Here is a 14,338-nt window from a genome sequence, read left to right as displayed (position 1 = left end):
AGATCTAACAATAGTTGTTGAAGCAGTCATCGTGTTCTAAGCACCTGCGGATGCTTGCCGGGTGACCGGTCACTCGATGCCACTGCAGCGGCGATAGCGGAGAAAAGACCACGAGAGGTCGACGGAAAAATTGCACCGAGACGGCGAATTCACTAGAATTCCCGGTCTTGAGCCGAATCTACCCGGGTTCCCCGTCGGAGCCAGGGCTTCGCCAATTAGACGTCATGTCCAATTAACCACGTGGGAATCAATAGTTATGAAACGCACCTTTCAGCCCAGCGTCCTCAAGCGCAAGCGTAACCATGGCTTCCGTGCACGCATGGCCACCAAGAATGGTCGCGCCGTCCTCGCACGTCGTCGTGCCAAGGGTCGCAAGCGTCTGAGCGCGTGATCTCAGATTGCACTTGCCCCATCAGGACTTTCCCCGGTCGCTGCGCCTGCTGAACGCCGGGGAATACCGTCACGTCTTCGACCATGCGTCACTCAAGGTTCACGGCAAGGGGATGCTGGCTCTCGCCTGTCATAACCCGCTTGGCCACCCTCGAGTCGGCATGGTATTCAGCAAGAAGACCGTGCGACGAGCCGTCGATCGCAACCGTCTTAAGCGCCTCGTGCGTGAATCCATTCGTCACCAGCAGCATCGCCTACCTGCCGTGGACATCATCGTCCTGGCCCGGCGCGGCGTTCATGAGCTGGATAATGACACTCTGCATCGCCAGCTTCATGGCATGTGGCGGCGTCTGGAAAAAGACGTTCGCAAGCAGTCGACCTCGCTGTCCTGATCGGACACACCGGCGATCCTCGGAGCCTGCCCCTGGCAGGCTTTCGTGTGTATTAACGGGGCAACAATCACTGCACTGCAGAATGTTCATTTTCCATCGGGCAGGACCCTCATGGACGTAAAACGACTCCTACTGTTGATTCCTCTCGCCGTACTGGCCTACCTGCTGGTCGTACAGTGGAACCAGGACTACGGCCAGGTCACCGCAGAAACTCAGGCGCCCTCGGTTGCCACCAGTGGCGAACCCACTGGCCAGGACAACCCCGATGAGGCGTCGGGCCTGTCGGTACCGACGACTTCTTCGAACCCGCAAGGGTCATCGGATCTTACCGGCAACATGAGTGATCCAGCGGCTGCCAACGACAACAGCCGTGCACTGGTCGCCGTGACCACCGACGTGCTCGACGTACGCATCGATCCGCAAGGCGGCGATATCGTCTATGCCGCCCTGCTCGATCACAAGCTGACCAATACTTCTGACCAGCCCTTCGTGTTGCTCTCCGACAACGCGAATCGCAGCTTCGTCGCCAAATCGGGCCTACAGCTAGAGGGGCACGAAGGACGGATTGGCTTCACGCCGAGCCAGACCGACTATCGCCTCAGCGAAGGCGACGACAGTGTGGTGGTAGAGCTCAGCGCCACGGTCAACGGCGTCGATGTGACCAAGCGCCTGACGTTCCAGCGCGATACTTACGCCGTCAAGGTCAACTACTTCCTCAACAATGACCGTGAAGAGCCCGTCAGCGCGCGCTTCATCGGTCAGCTGGCCCGGGACAATAGTGCCGATCCGAGCACCGGCTCCGGCATGGGCATGAAGTCCTTCCTGGGGGCGGCGTACTCCTCGCCGGAAAACCACTACCAGAAGGTGGATTTCGAAGAGATTCAGAACGGCAGCTTCAATAACCGTGACGTCGAGGGCGGCTGGGTTGCCATGATCCAGCACTACTTCACCACGGCCTGGGCCCCCCAGCAGAGCCAGCAGAACCTCTACTACGCCGCGACCGACTCCCGTGGGCGCAACGTCGCCGCCTTCGCCGGGCCGCTGCAGACACTGGCACCGGGCGGCGAAGCCGATCTCGGCGCCACCGTCTACATGGGACCGAAGGTGCAGGAGCGCCTCGAGGCCGTGGCGCCTCACCTGGAGCTGACCGTGGACTTCGGCTGGCTGTGGTTCCTGGCCAACCCGCTGTTCTGGCTCCTCGACCACATCCATGACCTGCTCGGCAACTGGGGCTGGTCGATCGTGGTGCTGACCATGCTGGTCAAGCTGGCCCTGTTCCCGCTGTCGGCCAAGGCCTACAAGTCGATGGCCCGCATGCGCAAGCTGGGGCCCGAGATGCAGCGTCTCAAGGAACAGTTCGGCGATGATCGCCAGAAGATGTCCCAGGAGATGATGAAGTTCTACCAGAAGGAGAAGATCAATCCTCTGGGGGGCTGTCTGCCGATCGTGATCCAGATGCCGGTGTTCATCGCGCTGTACTGGATGCTGATGGAATCCGTCGAACTGCGTCACGCGCCCTTCATGTTCTGGGTGCAGGACCTGTCGGTGAAGGATCCCTACTTTATCCTGCCGATCCTGATGGGTGCATCCATGTTCGTGCAGCAGCTGCTGAACCCGACGCCGCCGGATCCGACCCAGGCGAAGATCATGAAGATGCTGCCGGTGATCTTCACCTTCTTCTTCCTGTGGTTCCCGGCTGGCCTGGTGGTCTACTGGGTGGTTAACAACAGTATCTCGATCCTTCAGCAGTGGTTCATCACGCGCAACATCGAGAACGACCCAAGCGTTGGCAAAGGCATGAAAACCAGAGAGTGATCTTGGTCACCGCCACGCTCCCAGACCCCCGCCCCGGCGGGGGTCTGGCGTTTCTGCACCCTTCACGGGACAATCCCGTGACCTTGTCACCGGAGTCACCATGGCCGCCAGTCGTCTCTATACCCAGGACACCATCGTCGCCCTCGCCACCCCACCCGGACGCGGAGGTGTAGGCATTGTGCGCGTCTCAGGGCCGCTGTGCGCAGCGATCGCTCGGCACATGCTGGATGCCCTGCCCCGCCCGCGCCAGGCCCACTACGGGCCTTTCCGAGGCCAAGAGGGTGTGATCGATGAAGGCATCGCCCTCTACTTCGAGGGCCCACATTCTTTCACCGGCGAAGACGTGCTGGAGCTGCAGGGGCATGGCGGTCCGGTGATCATGGATCTGCTGCTCGAATGCTGTGTGCAGCAGGGTGCGCGACTGGCCCGGCCAGGCGAGTTCTCTGAGCGCGCCTTCCTCAACGACAAGCTGGACCTGGCCCAGGCCGAGGCCATCGCCGACCTGATCGATGCCAGCTCTCGCAGTGCCGCCGAAAACGCCCTGCGCTCGCTGCAGGGCGAGTTTTCGACCCGGGTCGATGCTCTCGTTCAGCGATTGATCGAGCTGCGGATGTACGTCGAGGCGGCCATCGACTTCCCCGAAGAGGAAATCGACTTCCTGGCCGACGGCAAGGTCGCGGCAATGCTCACCGCGGTCAAGGAAGAACTTGCCGAGGTGCGCATCAGCGCCGGCCAGGGGGCCCTGATGCGCGAGGGCATGAGCGTGGTGATCGCCGGGCGACCCAATGCCGGCAAGTCGAGCCTGCTCAATGCCCTGACCGAGCAGGACACCGCCATCGTCACCGCTATTGAGGGCACCACCCGAGACGTTTTGCGCGAGCATATCCATATCGACGGCATGCCGCTGCACGTGATCGATACCGCCGGGCTTCGCGACACGCCGGATGCCGTCGAGCAGATTGGCGTTGCCCGCGCCTGGGCGGAGATCGAAAAGGCCGACCGGGTGCTGCTGATGGTCGATGCCAGCATCAGCGAGGCCACCGACCCGATGACCATCTGGCCGGAATTCGTCGCTCGACTTGCCGATCCGTCCCGCCTGACCCTGGTCCGTAACAAGGTCGACACCAGCCAGGAAGCCCCAGGACTCGATTTATCCACACCCACACCGGTGGTGCGCCTTTCGGCGAAGACCGGAGAGGGTGTGGATAACTTGAAGGAGCACTTGAAGACGGTGATGGGCTTCTCCGCCACCACCGAGGGCCGCTTCTCGGCCCGCCGACGCCACCTGGATGCCCTGGATCGTGCGACCGCGGCACTGGAGAACGGTGAGGCCCAGCTGGCGGGCTACGGGGCGGGGGAACTCCTGGCCGAGGATCTTCGCGATGCTCAGCGGTCCTTGGGCGAGATCACCGGCGAGTTCAGCGCCGACGATTTGCTTGGCGAGATATTCGGCAGTTTCTGCATCGGTAAATGACGACACGCCACACTGCCGGACCCCGGTGCGATCGCGCAATACGGCCGCGCCGGGACCGCTCTAATCGAAGAACAGCACGCCGGAACCCCGTTTTGACAAACGACAAATCCGAAGTGACCGCTTACTCACCAACCCACCATCCACTCTCGTGGCGCCCCTGAGGGGCCAGACGCGCACGGTTCAGCGACATCGTTTGATTCAGGATCTCATCGAGGCCCCAGGGGGGATTCATCACCAGCATGCCGCTGCCGTACATGCCATGAGAGGCGGTACCGGGATCCTGGAGGATGAACTCACTGCGCCACAGCTTGCGAAGGCCCGCCCGCTTCACCTCGTCGAGCAAGACGTGGTGTCGCCCTGCCGGCAGCAGCGGATACCAGATCATCACTACCGCATGACGGGCCTTGCGGCCGATCTCGCTGAGGGTGGCGGCCACCTCGGCATACTCGTCCTTGCGCTCGTAGCTGGGATCGATCAGCACGCACAGCCGCGGTGTAGCGACCGGCAGCCGCTTCTTTAGCCCTTCCAGCCCGTCGCCATGGATGCGCCAGGCGTTGCTAGGCAGGGCCTGCCCGCTCAGGTGATCGTGCTCTTTGGGGTGCAGCTCGTAAAGGCTGAGCCGATCCTGCGGGCGCAGGACATGAGTCAGCCACCAGGGCGAGCCGGGATAGACCGCGAGACGCGGCTCACCTTCAGGACGTGCCTCGCGCTGGGCCAGAACAAGTGCATCGAGCCACTCGCCGAGCAACGCATCACTCTTTCTCAGGGCCTCCCGTCCTTCCCAGAGCGGCGCCACCCCTTGGCGGTACTCCTCGAGCTTTCGGGTCTCCTCGGCGTCTAGGGGATAGCTTCCACGACCGGCATGCGTATCGACATACGTAATAGGTGATTTCTTACGTAATAAGTGTCGCGTAACGGCAAAAAGCGTCAGGTGTTTATGAACGTCGGCGAAATTGCCGGCATGGTAGGCATGCTGATAGGCAAGCATAGTCGAATCCATGAAAAAGACCCGCGGGCTTGCTGGCAGGCCCGCGGGTCAGAATGCGGCCTGCCAGGGCAGGCGCAGGATGGTGTATTACTGCTGTTGCATCGGGGTCAGGGTGATTTCGACCCGACGGTTCTGGGCACGACCCTCTTCGGTGTCATTGCTGGCGATAGGCTGGTTTTCCCCATAGCCGGTCATCGACAGGCGCATGCCGGCGACACCGGTTTGAGACAGGTAGTTGCCCACCGCCGAGGCACGCCGCTCGGACAGGCGCTGATTGTAGTCATCAGCCCCCGTGCTGTCGGTGTGGCCGGCAATGTTGACGCGCGTCTCCGGGTACTGCTGCAGCACGTTCGAGACATCATTCAGGGCAGAGCGTGCTGCAGGTGTAAGGTCGCTGGAATCGAAGGCGAAGGTCACGCTGCTCGGCATGTTGAGGATGATGTTGTCACCCTGGCGTTCCACGCCGATACCGGTTCCCTGCATGCTCTCGCGCAGCTGTGTTTCCTGGCGATCCATGTAGGCGCCGATACCACCACCGGCAGCGGCGCCCACCGCAGCACCGATCAACGCACGGTCACGGCTGCTGGAACCACCACTGCCACTGACCATACCTGCCATGGCACCGACGGCAGCACCGATGGCGGCACCGGTACCTGTCTTGCTGCGTTGGGTTTCACCGGTGTTGGGATTGGTAGTCGTGCAGGCGGCAAGCGTCAGGGCAGCAGCCAGCGGCAGGGCAAGGCGGAAGTATTTGGTCATGCGGTTCACACTCCTTGGGGTCACGAGCTCGTCACCTTGGGTTAGTCGTCACTGACCATAGCCAAGAGATCATTGAGAAACAACAAGCCCTGAGAAGAGGCTCGCAGATGCGAGGGATCTTCCACAAGTAATCCTTTATTACGTGCTTCCTTAAGCGACCGTTCCAACCTATCGGGGGAGCGGCCGGTATGTCGTATCCAGGTGTCCATAGGGACGCCATCAACCAGGCGTAGCGCGTTCATCGCGAATTCAAGCACCAGGTCCTCTTCAGGGATACGCTGGTGACCGGCGACAAAACCGCGTGGATCATTCAGGCGGCGCAAATATGCCTCGGGCTGGCGGCTCTTCCAGCGGCGCTCGATCTCCAGACCCTGTACCCCCGGCCGGCTCAACTTGCCATGGGCGCCGGCACCAATGCCCAGATAGTCGCCAAAGGTCCAGTAGTTTAGGTTATGACGGGCTTCACGTCCGGGGCGACTGTAGGCCGAAATCTCATAGCGATGGAAACCGGCCGCTTCGAGTTGTGCATGGCCCTTATCCTGAATGTTCCAGAGCGTTTCTTCCTCGGGCAAAGCCGGCGGATGGGAATGAAATTCGGTATTGGGCTCGAGCGTCAGCTGGTACCAGGACAGGTGGTCAGGACCAAGCGCTAACGCCTGCTGAAGGTCATTCTCCGCCAGTGCAGAATCTTGCCCCGGCAGGCCATGCATCAGGTCAAGATTGATATTATCAAACCCTGCAGCCCTTGCCTGTTCGAAGGCACGCTTGGCATCGTCGCCGCTGTGAATGCGCCCCAGCGCGGCCAGTTGGGTTGACTGAAAACTCTGGATGCCAAGCGAGAGCCGATTGATCCCCGCTTCCCGATACCCTTCGAAACGATCGTGCTCGACGGTACCGGGGTTAGCTTCGAGCGTGATCTCGATGTCCTCGGCCAACGGCAACCTGAGGCGAAGCTCAGTGATGAAACGTCGATAAAAGTCGGCCGACATCAGGCTCGGTGTTCCCCCACCGATAAAGATGCTGACCAGCTCACGTCCTGCGGCCAAGGGTAGATCGGCATCAAGATCCGCCAGCAACGCCTTAAGGTAGGCGTCCTCCGGAAGGTCTGCTCCATAGCCCACACCGTGGGAGTTGAAATCGCAATAGGGACACTTGCGAACGCACCAGGGGACATGGACATAGAGCGCGAGAGGGGGCAAAGCACTCATATTGCCAGTTGCTCCAGCAATGCCTGCATGGCCTGGCCTCGGTGACTGACACGGTTCTTCTCATCGCCATCCAGTTCGGCGGCTGACCGGCCAAGGGATGACAGCCAGAAAAGCGGATCATAGCCGAATCCACCCTCACCCCGTGGCGAGGAAAGGATCTCGCCATCCCAACTGCGTTGCACGATCAGGGGAACCGGATCCTCGGCATGGCGCAGATAGACCAGCACACACCAATAGCTTGCCATGCGATGACCATCGGGAACCCCGGATAAGGCATCGAGCAGCTTGCGGTTGTTGGCGTCATCGCTCTTCGGCTCACCCGCATATCGAGCAGAGTAGATACCGGGGGCGCCATTCAAGGCGTCCACGGCCAAGCCAGAGTCATCGGCGAGCGCCGGCAAGCCACTAACACGACACGCTTCGCGTGCCTTGAGCAGCGCATTCTCGACGAAGGTAAGGCCGGTTTCCTCTACCTCCGGCACCTCAAACTCTGACTGAGGGTGCACAGCATACCCCTGGGGGGCCAGAAGGCGATGAAACTCCTGCAGCTTTCCGATATTTCCGCTGGCCAATACCAGTCGTTGCGTGGTCATCATCATTTCGGCTCCTGCTAGGGAAATGCCACCATTTTACGCCCCTGGCTACGCCAGTGACATCCAGTGCCGGAGAAGGGGGATAGGCAGAGAAGATTATGAAAGCCATCGAAAAGCACTAATCCAAAAAAATCCACAATCAGTTACATTATGGAAATCAACTCAGCGTTACGCTTCAGCCGACTCATCCTGAACCTGATGAAATAGACTAAGTAATTGATATATATAAATTAATAAGACAGTTATGGCGGCTCGCAATCCCCGTTCTGGACGGCAGCTAAAAGCCCTTTTTGTAACTAAACTTTACAAATTGGCAGGAACAAGCAACGCTTAGGTGCAAGATCAGCTATATATTAGATCAGATGAGGCTTCATCCTATCGGATGATGAAAATTTCGCCGGAGTACAGGTCATGAATCATCCAGGCACTTCAATCCTGCTCGTCACAGACTGCAACCCGCAGTCTCAGCTCTTCATCAACTATATCCATGAGCAGTTGGAGGAGACGGTCACTGCCCTGCCGCCGGATGCACAAGTCATTCCAGAGGGCAGTAGCAAGAACATCGTATTGCTGGACATGAATCATGTGGCCGAAGAGGCCATTCAGCAATGGCACAACCTGTCACTGGAGGATGAGACCGTGGTACTCGCGGCCCTGAACCTTCGCGACGAGGATCACGCTGCAGACTTACTGGCTGCCTTCCACCTGCAGGGCGTTTTTTACCGTAACGATAGCTTGCTGTTGACCTGCAAGGGGATCAATCGACTCATCGAAGGCGACCTTTGGATGTCGCGTAGTCTGATGGCACGGCTGATAAACTTCTACCGGCAGCAGCAGCGCAATGCGTATCGCCCGGTTTGCGGGCTGACGCACCGTGAAATGGAAATCATCAGCCTGCTGAGTTCTGGTGCCTCTAATACCGATATCGCCGACAAACTGTTTGTCAGCGAACATACCGTGAAGTCGCATCTTTACAATATTTTCAAGAAAATCAAGGTCCACAATCGTATTCAGGCAATGAACTGGGCACGACAGAACCTGGCGACCAGCCCTGCCCCATTAAAAAAAATTCTCAAAGGCGCTTGAGCAAAGACCCCAAATAGCCGGCTTTACCTTCGTTTTTAAAGATAAAGGTGAATCGAATGGACTCACCTGAGTTCTTCATTTTCCCTCAGGAATGCTCTCCACATATTCAGGAGAAGCTTCGTATTCTCAAGGAAAAGGGCTGGGTAGGCATTTCATCTGCTGAGCTGGCAGTCAAGTCACAGAGCGATGAAAGTGACATACCTATCGGACTGATACCTATCTTCAGCTCTGATGAAGGCGTGCTATCTGCGATTGAAGAGTCCATCAATGCCTATCCCGATGTAGAATGGGTCGGATGGCTGAGATCTGGATCGTCTTCTTTAGAAGATAATGCTGTACTCGAGACGTTTATATTACGCAATCTTTTCGTCTTTCACGAGCAACACGATTCCACTGAAGACATTATCGTTTCATTAGTTCGCTGCAAGACAATGTCAATGTTAAGGAAATCAAATAGTGGAAGAAGCCCTCGCGAGGGAATGAAGCACGGTAGCATGTTACAAATGTTGGGGAACACAGCCTCGATGCAGGGGCTTTTTTGTAACATCAAAAAAGTGGCCGCAGTCGATGCTCCAGTGTTTATTAATGGCGAGTCCGGAACAGGGAAAGAGCTGACAGCCAGAAGCATTCACGAGATTTCATTACGTAGAAATGGCCCTTTCAATGCTGTCAATTGTGGTGCCTTGCCGACCCACCTTATTCAATCCGAGCTTTTTGGCCATGAAAAAGGGGCCTTTACAGGAGCGGTGAAACGCAAGATTGGACGCATCGAGGCAACTCAAGGAGGAACGCTTTTCCTAGATGAAATAGGGGACCTGCCGCTCGAAATGCAGGTTAATCTTTTACGATTTTTAGAAGATCATAAGATACAGCGCATTGGTGATACAGCTGAAATATCAGTAGATGTAAGGGTATTAGCGGCGACTCATGTCGATCTTAACAAGGCAATAGAAGAAGGAAAGTTCCGAGAGGATTTATATCATCGATTAAATGTACTACATATCTCAGTGCCACCCTTGAGAGAACGCAGCCAAGATATTGGACTTATATCCGACCATTTCTTCGATAAATTTTCAGGTGAGGCTAGCACCAGGGCCCGTGGCTTCAGTCAGGATAGCAGAGCCGTGATGCAGCAATATCAGTGGCCAGGCAATGTCAGGGAGCTCATCAACCGTGTGAGGCGCGCTACGGTGATGTGTGAGCATCGTTTAATTGCGCCTGAAGATTTGGGGCTGGAACGACGCAGTCATGACTGGCGAGAGCCGCTCACCCTGGAAAAGGCCCGCGAGATGGCCGAGCATGAAGTCATCAATGCCGCTTTGGTCAGAAACAAGTATAAGGTGCAAAAAGCAGCCAAGGAGCTTGGTGTTTCCCGTGTAACGCTCTATCGCTTGATGGAGAAGCATCATCTTTCTCGTCATGCTTCCGAAGGAAGTCATCCCAAGAAAACCACCTTTGAACCTTCCAGCATAATAAAGCTATCCTCTTTATAGTGGTTAGATAACTCATTATTTCCAATAATTTTTTTATCCTCGGCGTAAATTCCTTGAGGCCGGCTATAGATGAACTAAGCTTGCCTAAGGGTATGTAAGAAAATAAGCATTCATCATTAGCTAGCACATCATACCTAACGCGAGCAAACCAACATGATCGAGTCCAAACGATCAAAACGTTGTTGGGGTCAAAAGGGCTGAAAGGCGAGGGGACGACTATGCACGAGATGACCAAAAGGGTGATCGTTTTACCCAGTCTGTTAACAATGATGGTGGCTGGATCCTCATATGCCCAGACATCTGACGATCAGAGCATGGAGCAGGTAGGGCAGCCGCCTCCTGCACAGGAAACACAGCCAGAAATTCAGTCTATTCCCGATATAGGGGGGGTACTGACACCTCAAGGCCGGTTTGTACTAGAGCCTGAATTCCAGTACTCACACTCCAGCGTCAATCGACTTACCTTCCGCGGTGTCGAAATCCTCAGCACTCTGCTGGTCGGCGCCTTGAATGCCGAAGATGTTGATCGGGATACCTGGACGACGTCGCTCACTGGACGCCTGGGGGTGACCAACCGACTGGAGCTCGAACTCAAGGTACCCTATGTCTACCGTGAGGATACGGTTAATACTACCATCGCAGAGGTTAACCCCACCTTTGACCTGACGAACTCGCGCTCGGGCGATGGCTTGGGTGATATCGAGGTCGCTGCCCACTACCAGCTCAACCGTAATCTCGATGGAGGACCTTTCTACGTCGGCAACCTGCGCTACAAGTCAACGACCGGCAAGAGCCCCTTCGAGATCGATCGTACCGATGATGGTATAGAGCGTGAACTGGCCACAGGCTCAGGGTTTCATTCTATTGAACCCAGCCTTACCATCCTGTTTCCGTCAGACCCGGCCATCTACTTCGCTAACATCGGTTATCTTTTTAATATCAAGGATGACGTCAATGAAAGAATCGGGGACTTCGTCATCGGTGAAGTGGATCCCGGTGATGCCATTCGCCTGAGTTTCGGGATGGCCTACTCTATCAACCAAAAGTCGTCCTTCACGTTAGGCTACAAGAATGATTTTATTGGAAAAACAGACACAGAGTTCACCGATCCTGATACCGGGATTACGACCACTCAGACGGCTGCATCGTTAAACATCGGGTCTATGCTACTCGGATGGTCATACCAGCTTGACCCCGATGTCGCGCTGAGCTTGAACCTTGAATTCGGTATCACTGACGATGCTCCCGATACCACACTGACGCTACGTGCTCCTTTTGGTTTTGATGTATTCTGATAAACTAATTGTTTGATGATAGTTTATGAAAAAGAAAAGGCCTTCAAAGAAGGCCTTTTTCATGTATAAAAAATCGAAAGTTCCCATCAAAGGCTAAATATTAAAAGCGCCCGAATGACCGCATGATCGCTGCCTGAGCCTGTGAGGCTTGAAGTGTTTCGGCATTTCTCAACGTCACACTGACATCAATACTCTGGGATATATTCTGCCCGGAACCATTACTGACAACGGCACTGATGATGGCATTTCGTGTGATATTATGAAGTGCCGCCGTAAAACTGCCTGCATCCGAAAAAGCCACCCCGGAAAAGTCTGCAAGCCCTGCCAGGTTGAATGTCTTTGGGGCAACCTGAGTAACGGACGTGCCATTAGGGCTGATGCTGGTGACATTGGGTGACAGGTTGGAAATTTCCTCTGAGACGACATTGATGCCGGACTGGCTAAAAGCCAATTGAGTCTTCATGCGAACCATGCCATCGATTTTGGTCTGCAAGGTGGCACCGAAGTCCACATCAACACCGCCAATCGAGAAGCCACCACGCAATTCTTCCATATCATCCAAGGGGATGATGTCTGCATGGGAGTTCGTATAGATATCTTCATCAAGCGGTGACGTAGTTGCCTCGCGCAGAATCAAGCTCTCTGCTTCCACTGTGGCAGGCACTAACACAAGGCCTGCCAATACCAACGCTGTCAGGGCGCTTCCATGCAACTTGCGATAGCCCCCCTTTTTGATGCTCCTTGACGCTTCCATGGTTTGCCACTCCTGTAGTGATAAACCGCTGCTCAGTAGTAAGGGGCCTGGTTAATAGCTAGTTACATCGTAGATAACTAGCGCCCCAGCTCATTGCGCCCCGGCAGCGGCAACATGGCCGAACCGATCGCCGAGCGCTGCATACCTCTTTGGAGAGGCGAGTCAGGTCTGACCTGCCAATCACGACTGTTATTGAAATACTGTTTTGCCAGCAGCATGTCTTCGCGAGCGCCTAGCACGGTTCCCGTCCATAGCGTCTCGAAATGTTCCTTGGGAACCACCACAGTGCCAACCGCCGGATCGCCGACCAATACGTTACCGTCGTCCATTCCCTTGATCACCACGAAATGCTTGTATCCGCCCGTATTGATCAGGGTAATGGCAGGTAATCCAATCCCGATAAAATCTTCAAGTTTCACACGGAAACCATCAGAATTAAGACCCTGTGAATCCAAGTACTGCTTCATGTCAAGCATGGAAAAGCCATAGGTGCGGATCTTATCCACATCACCAAGCTTAATCATCGATTCGAAAACTTCGGCTTCGGAAGTAGGGCGCTCATAATGATAGGTCAGCAATGTCGCGACGGCTGCGGAACCACAACTGAAGTCATACTGCTGACGTACCACGTTCTCCCAACGTAATTCATTGAGACTTTCAGCCTTGACCTGGAAAGAACCGAAGGGGTTGGCAATTGTTACGGGGCCAGCCAAAACAGGTTGAGCCGCTAGACTCAAAAAAGCAGCTATCACTGCTGAACGAAAAAACATCGACATCAAACTCTCCCCCTTTTGATATCATCGCTACCAATCAATGGCGTAACCATCACTGGGGGTTTGCGATGTAAACACTTATACCGACCGCACCACTCACGGCATTGGCATTGCCCGTCGTGATGTTGAACACACCGACACCGCTGTAACTATTCAGGGAGTCTGCCTGGATGTTGACACTACCTGTTACGACATCACCGGAGACATTGAAACTGGTCGTGTCCACCGATGTATCAATGTTCTGGATACTCTGTACATTGGTGAGGTTAATGCCTTCCCGTCCTCTTGCTTCCTGCATTTCTTCCATGCCGAGACTATTACTATCATCGAAGCCGGTAGAGGTAGATGAAGCGGAGGCGTCGGCATAACTCAATTGACTCATACCGGTAGCAGCGACTAGCCCAACACCGATGAGGATTGCTTTGTACCGAGGCAAAGAAACACGGACTGCGCACATGGCCTGGCACTCCTTGCTATGAAGACTCTTGATGAGCAATGGGCTGGCGGAGCAAGCCCCGCCAGCCGTTATCAGTTACTGCTCAGGAGGAGTTCGTTCCGACGTCATGCCGGTCGAACCCAACCCTCAGTTGCCGATGTTGACGTTGCTGTGCGCTGCCACGTTGGTCCCGGCCAGCTGGGAGTTGTAGATCCCGGTCGAGACGTTCATGTTGGCGATGCCACCGAAGTTGCCAGCCGCGACATTCACGTTGGCTGCGCCGGTGCTCAGCAGAGCCGCTCCGCCAGCGCCGCCGGCACCACCAGCTCCACCGTTACCGGTAGCAGCCGTTGCGGCTCCGCCAGTGCCAGTGCCGCCGCCGCCGCCGCCGCCGTTGCCTGCACCGCCGCCGCCGGTTGAGGCAGTTGCAGCAGCGCCGTTACCGCCGGCCCCACCGGTGCCTGTGCCAGAACCAGTCCCAGCACCGGTGCCGTCACCAGAAGAGGCATTCCCGGCTGTCGCACCCGAGCTGGACCCATTGTCAGACCGGCTGGTCTGGGTGCTGCGAGACATATCTTCATCGTTGTAGCTTGAGGCAAGACCACCCGCCATAGAGCCAGAGCCGGCTTCAGATTCGGCTTCGCCACTAGCGCCTAGCCCCATGCCTACGCCCATCCCGCCGGCATCGCCGCCAGCAGCACCGTTACCACCATTGGCATCGGCATAGCCACTCTTGCCACCGGTGCCGTTGCCACCTTCACCGCCAGCACCCAGCCCCAGGCTAATCGCACCCGCATCACCGCTGACGGCGCCAGCACCACCAGCTGCGCCACGGCCACCGGTGACATTGATACGAGAACCTGTCACGGAAGAACTCATATC

Annotated in this window: 17 protein-coding genes; 7 read left to right on the top strand and 10 right to left on the bottom strand. The window is 56.3% G+C overall.

Annotation, left to right across the window (positions count from 1 at the left end; all coding sequences use genetic code 11):
• The first annotated feature begins 256 nt into the window (after positions 1-256).
• The 4 genes from rpmH (at position 257) to mnmE (ending at position 4,071) form a co-directional block, all read left to right on the top strand.
• The gene (rpmH, locus tag BCL93_RS12930; protein WP_092388829.1) at positions 257-391 is read left to right on the top strand and encodes a 50S ribosomal protein L34; all 135 of its coding nucleotides are present in this window, start codon (positions 257-259) and stop codon (positions 389-391) included.
• Positions 392-404: 13 nt separating this feature from the next.
• Positions 405-782: a ribonuclease P protein component gene (gene rnpA, locus BCL93_RS12925; RefSeq protein ID WP_092525433.1), complete on the top strand. Its 378-nt coding sequence runs from the start codon at positions 405-407 to the stop codon at positions 780-782.
• 111 nt (positions 783-893) lie between these two features.
• Entirely contained in the window at positions 894-2,597 is a 1,704-nt protein-coding gene (gene yidC / locus BCL93_RS12920) for a membrane protein insertase YidC (protein ID WP_112055675.1), read from the top strand.
• A gap of 100 nt (positions 2,598-2,697) precedes the next feature.
• Positions 2,698-4,071: a tRNA uridine-5-carboxymethylaminomethyl(34) synthesis GTPase MnmE gene (mnmE, locus tag BCL93_RS12915; RefSeq protein ID WP_112055674.1), complete on the top strand. Its 1,374-nt coding sequence runs from the start codon at positions 2,698-2,700 to the stop codon at positions 4,069-4,071.
• 121 nt (positions 4,072-4,192) lie between these two features.
• Here the strand turns inward: mnmE and BCL93_RS12910 are convergent, their stop codons facing one another.
• The 4 genes from BCL93_RS12910 to rdgB all read right to left on the bottom strand — a co-directional run bounded on the left by BCL93_RS12910 (position 4,193) and on the right by rdgB (position 7,622).
• A complete protein-coding gene (locus BCL93_RS12910) occupies positions 4,193-5,059 on the bottom strand; it encodes a 23S rRNA (adenine(2030)-N(6))-methyltransferase RlmJ (RefSeq protein ID WP_112055673.1) in 867 nt (288 codons plus the stop codon).
• A gap of 87 nt (positions 5,060-5,146) precedes the next feature.
• Positions 5,147-5,818 (bottom strand): OmpA family protein, encoded by a 672-nt coding sequence (locus BCL93_RS12905; RefSeq protein ID WP_112055672.1) that lies wholly within the window; start codon positions 5,816-5,818, stop codon positions 5,147-5,149.
• Positions 5,819-5,859: 41 nt separating this feature from the next.
• Positions 5,860-7,026 (bottom strand): radical SAM family heme chaperone HemW, encoded by a 1,167-nt coding sequence (hemW, locus tag BCL93_RS12900; RefSeq protein ID WP_112055671.1) that lies wholly within the window; start codon positions 7,024-7,026, stop codon positions 5,860-5,862.
• On the bottom strand, positions 7,023-7,622 hold the full coding sequence (gene rdgB / locus BCL93_RS12895) for an RdgB/HAM1 family non-canonical purine NTP pyrophosphatase (protein WP_112055741.1): 600 nt from the start codon (positions 7,620-7,622) through the stop codon (positions 7,023-7,025). Before rdgB ends, hemW begins: the two co-directional genes overlap by 4 nt.
• A 408-nt stretch (positions 7,623-8,030) precedes the next feature.
• On the opposite strand from rdgB, the gene BCL93_RS12890 reads away from it, so the two are divergent.
• From BCL93_RS12890 to BCL93_RS12880, 3 genes are all read left to right on the top strand, one after another.
• Entirely contained in the window at positions 8,031-8,705 is a 675-nt protein-coding gene (locus tag BCL93_RS12890; RefSeq protein ID WP_112055670.1) for a LuxR C-terminal-related transcriptional regulator, read from the top strand.
• Positions 8,706-8,761: 56 nt separating this feature from the next.
• Positions 8,762-10,198, top strand: a complete 1,437-nt coding sequence (locus BCL93_RS12885; protein WP_112055669.1) for a sigma-54 interaction domain-containing protein — start codon at positions 8,762-8,764, stop codon at positions 10,196-10,198.
• A gap of 218 nt (positions 10,199-10,416) precedes the next feature.
• Positions 10,417-11,493, top strand: coding sequence for a transporter (locus BCL93_RS12880; protein ID WP_112055668.1), 1,077 nt, complete (start codon positions 10,417-10,419; stop codon positions 11,491-11,493).
• Between the two features lie 100 nt (positions 11,494-11,593).
• Here BCL93_RS12880 and BCL93_RS12875 read toward each other — a convergent pair whose 3' ends face one another.
• From BCL93_RS12875 to BCL93_RS17275, 6 genes are all read right to left on the bottom strand, one after another.
• Positions 11,594-12,247: a hypothetical protein gene (locus tag BCL93_RS12875; RefSeq protein WP_112055667.1), complete on the bottom strand. Its 654-nt coding sequence runs from the start codon at positions 12,245-12,247 to the stop codon at positions 11,594-11,596.
• A gap of 77 nt (positions 12,248-12,324) precedes the next feature.
• Positions 12,325-13,023, bottom strand: a complete 699-nt coding sequence (locus tag BCL93_RS12870) for a C39 family peptidase (protein ID WP_112055666.1) — start codon at positions 13,021-13,023, stop codon at positions 12,325-12,327.
• 49 nt (positions 13,024-13,072) lie between these two features.
• The gene (locus tag BCL93_RS12865) at positions 13,073-13,477 is read right to left on the bottom strand and encodes a hypothetical protein (RefSeq protein WP_112055665.1); all 405 of its coding nucleotides are present in this window, start codon (positions 13,475-13,477) and stop codon (positions 13,073-13,075) included.
• Positions 13,478-13,603: 126 nt separating this feature from the next.
• Positions 13,604-13,726: a hypothetical protein gene (locus BCL93_RS17520; protein WP_258396522.1), complete on the bottom strand. Its 123-nt coding sequence runs from the start codon at positions 13,724-13,726 to the stop codon at positions 13,604-13,606.
• 17 nt (positions 13,727-13,743) lie between these two features.
• On the bottom strand, positions 13,744-13,965 hold the full coding sequence (locus tag BCL93_RS12860) for a hypothetical protein (RefSeq protein ID WP_112055664.1): 222 nt from the start codon (positions 13,963-13,965) through the stop codon (positions 13,744-13,746).
• Between the two features lie 156 nt (positions 13,966-14,121).
• Positions 14,122-14,304, bottom strand: coding sequence for a hypothetical protein (locus tag BCL93_RS17275; protein WP_181463096.1), 183 nt, complete (start codon positions 14,302-14,304; stop codon positions 14,122-14,124).
• Positions 14,305-14,338: the final 34 nt, after the last annotated feature.

The sequence above is a fragment of the Onishia taeanensis genome (genome assembly GCF_003268885.1).
Taxonomy (GTDB): domain Bacteria; phylum Pseudomonadota; class Gammaproteobacteria; order Pseudomonadales; family Halomonadaceae; genus Onishia; species Onishia taeanensis_A.
The sequence above is the reverse complement of the archived record's forward strand: the minus strand, read 5'-3'. Positions and strand labels throughout refer to the sequence as shown.

Excerpts from the sequence above, each read along its gene's own strand:
- yidC (WP_112055675.1), top strand. The coding sequence starts at position 894 with ATGGACGTAAAACGACTCCTACTGTTGATTCCTCTCGCCGTACTGGCC.
- rdgB (WP_112055741.1), bottom strand. The coding sequence starts at position 7,622 with ATGATGACCACGCAACGACTGGTATTGGCCAGCGGAAATATCGGAAAG.
- hemW (WP_112055671.1), bottom strand. The coding sequence starts at position 7,026 with ATGAGTGCTTTGCCCCCTCTCGCGCTCTATGTCCATGTCCCCTGGTGC.
- BCL93_RS12860 (WP_112055664.1), bottom strand. The coding sequence starts at position 13,965 with ATGCCTCTTCTGGTGACGGCACCGGTGCTGGGACTGGTTCTGGCACAG.
- BCL93_RS12865 (WP_112055665.1), bottom strand. The coding sequence starts at position 13,477 with ATGTGCGCAGTCCGTGTTTCTTTGCCTCGGTACAAAGCAATCCTCATC.
- BCL93_RS12910 (WP_112055673.1), bottom strand. The coding sequence starts at position 5,059 with ATGCTTGCCTATCAGCATGCCTACCATGCCGGCAATTTCGCCGACGTT.
- BCL93_RS12905 (WP_112055672.1), bottom strand. The coding sequence starts at position 5,818 with ATGACCAAATACTTCCGCCTTGCCCTGCCGCTGGCTGCTGCCCTGACG.
- BCL93_RS12870 (WP_112055666.1), bottom strand. The coding sequence starts at position 13,023 with ATGTCGATGTTTTTTCGTTCAGCAGTGATAGCTGCTTTTTTGAGTCTA.
- mnmE (WP_112055674.1), top strand. The coding sequence starts at position 2,698 with ATGGCCGCCAGTCGTCTCTATACCCAGGACACCATCGTCGCCCTCGCC.
- BCL93_RS12890 (WP_112055670.1), top strand. The coding sequence starts at position 8,031 with ATGAATCATCCAGGCACTTCAATCCTGCTCGTCACAGACTGCAACCCG.
- BCL93_RS12875 (WP_112055667.1), bottom strand. The coding sequence starts at position 12,247 with ATGGAAGCGTCAAGGAGCATCAAAAAGGGGGGCTATCGCAAGTTGCAT.
- BCL93_RS17275 (WP_181463096.1), bottom strand. The coding sequence starts at position 14,304 with ATGTCACCGGTGGCCGTGGCGCAGCTGGTGGTGCTGGCGCCGTCAGCG.
- rpmH (WP_092388829.1), top strand. The coding sequence starts at position 257 with ATGAAACGCACCTTTCAGCCCAGCGTCCTCAAGCGCAAGCGTAACCAT.
- BCL93_RS12880 (WP_112055668.1), top strand. The coding sequence starts at position 10,417 with ATGCACGAGATGACCAAAAGGGTGATCGTTTTACCCAGTCTGTTAACA.
- BCL93_RS12885 (WP_112055669.1), top strand. The coding sequence starts at position 8,762 with ATGGACTCACCTGAGTTCTTCATTTTCCCTCAGGAATGCTCTCCACAT.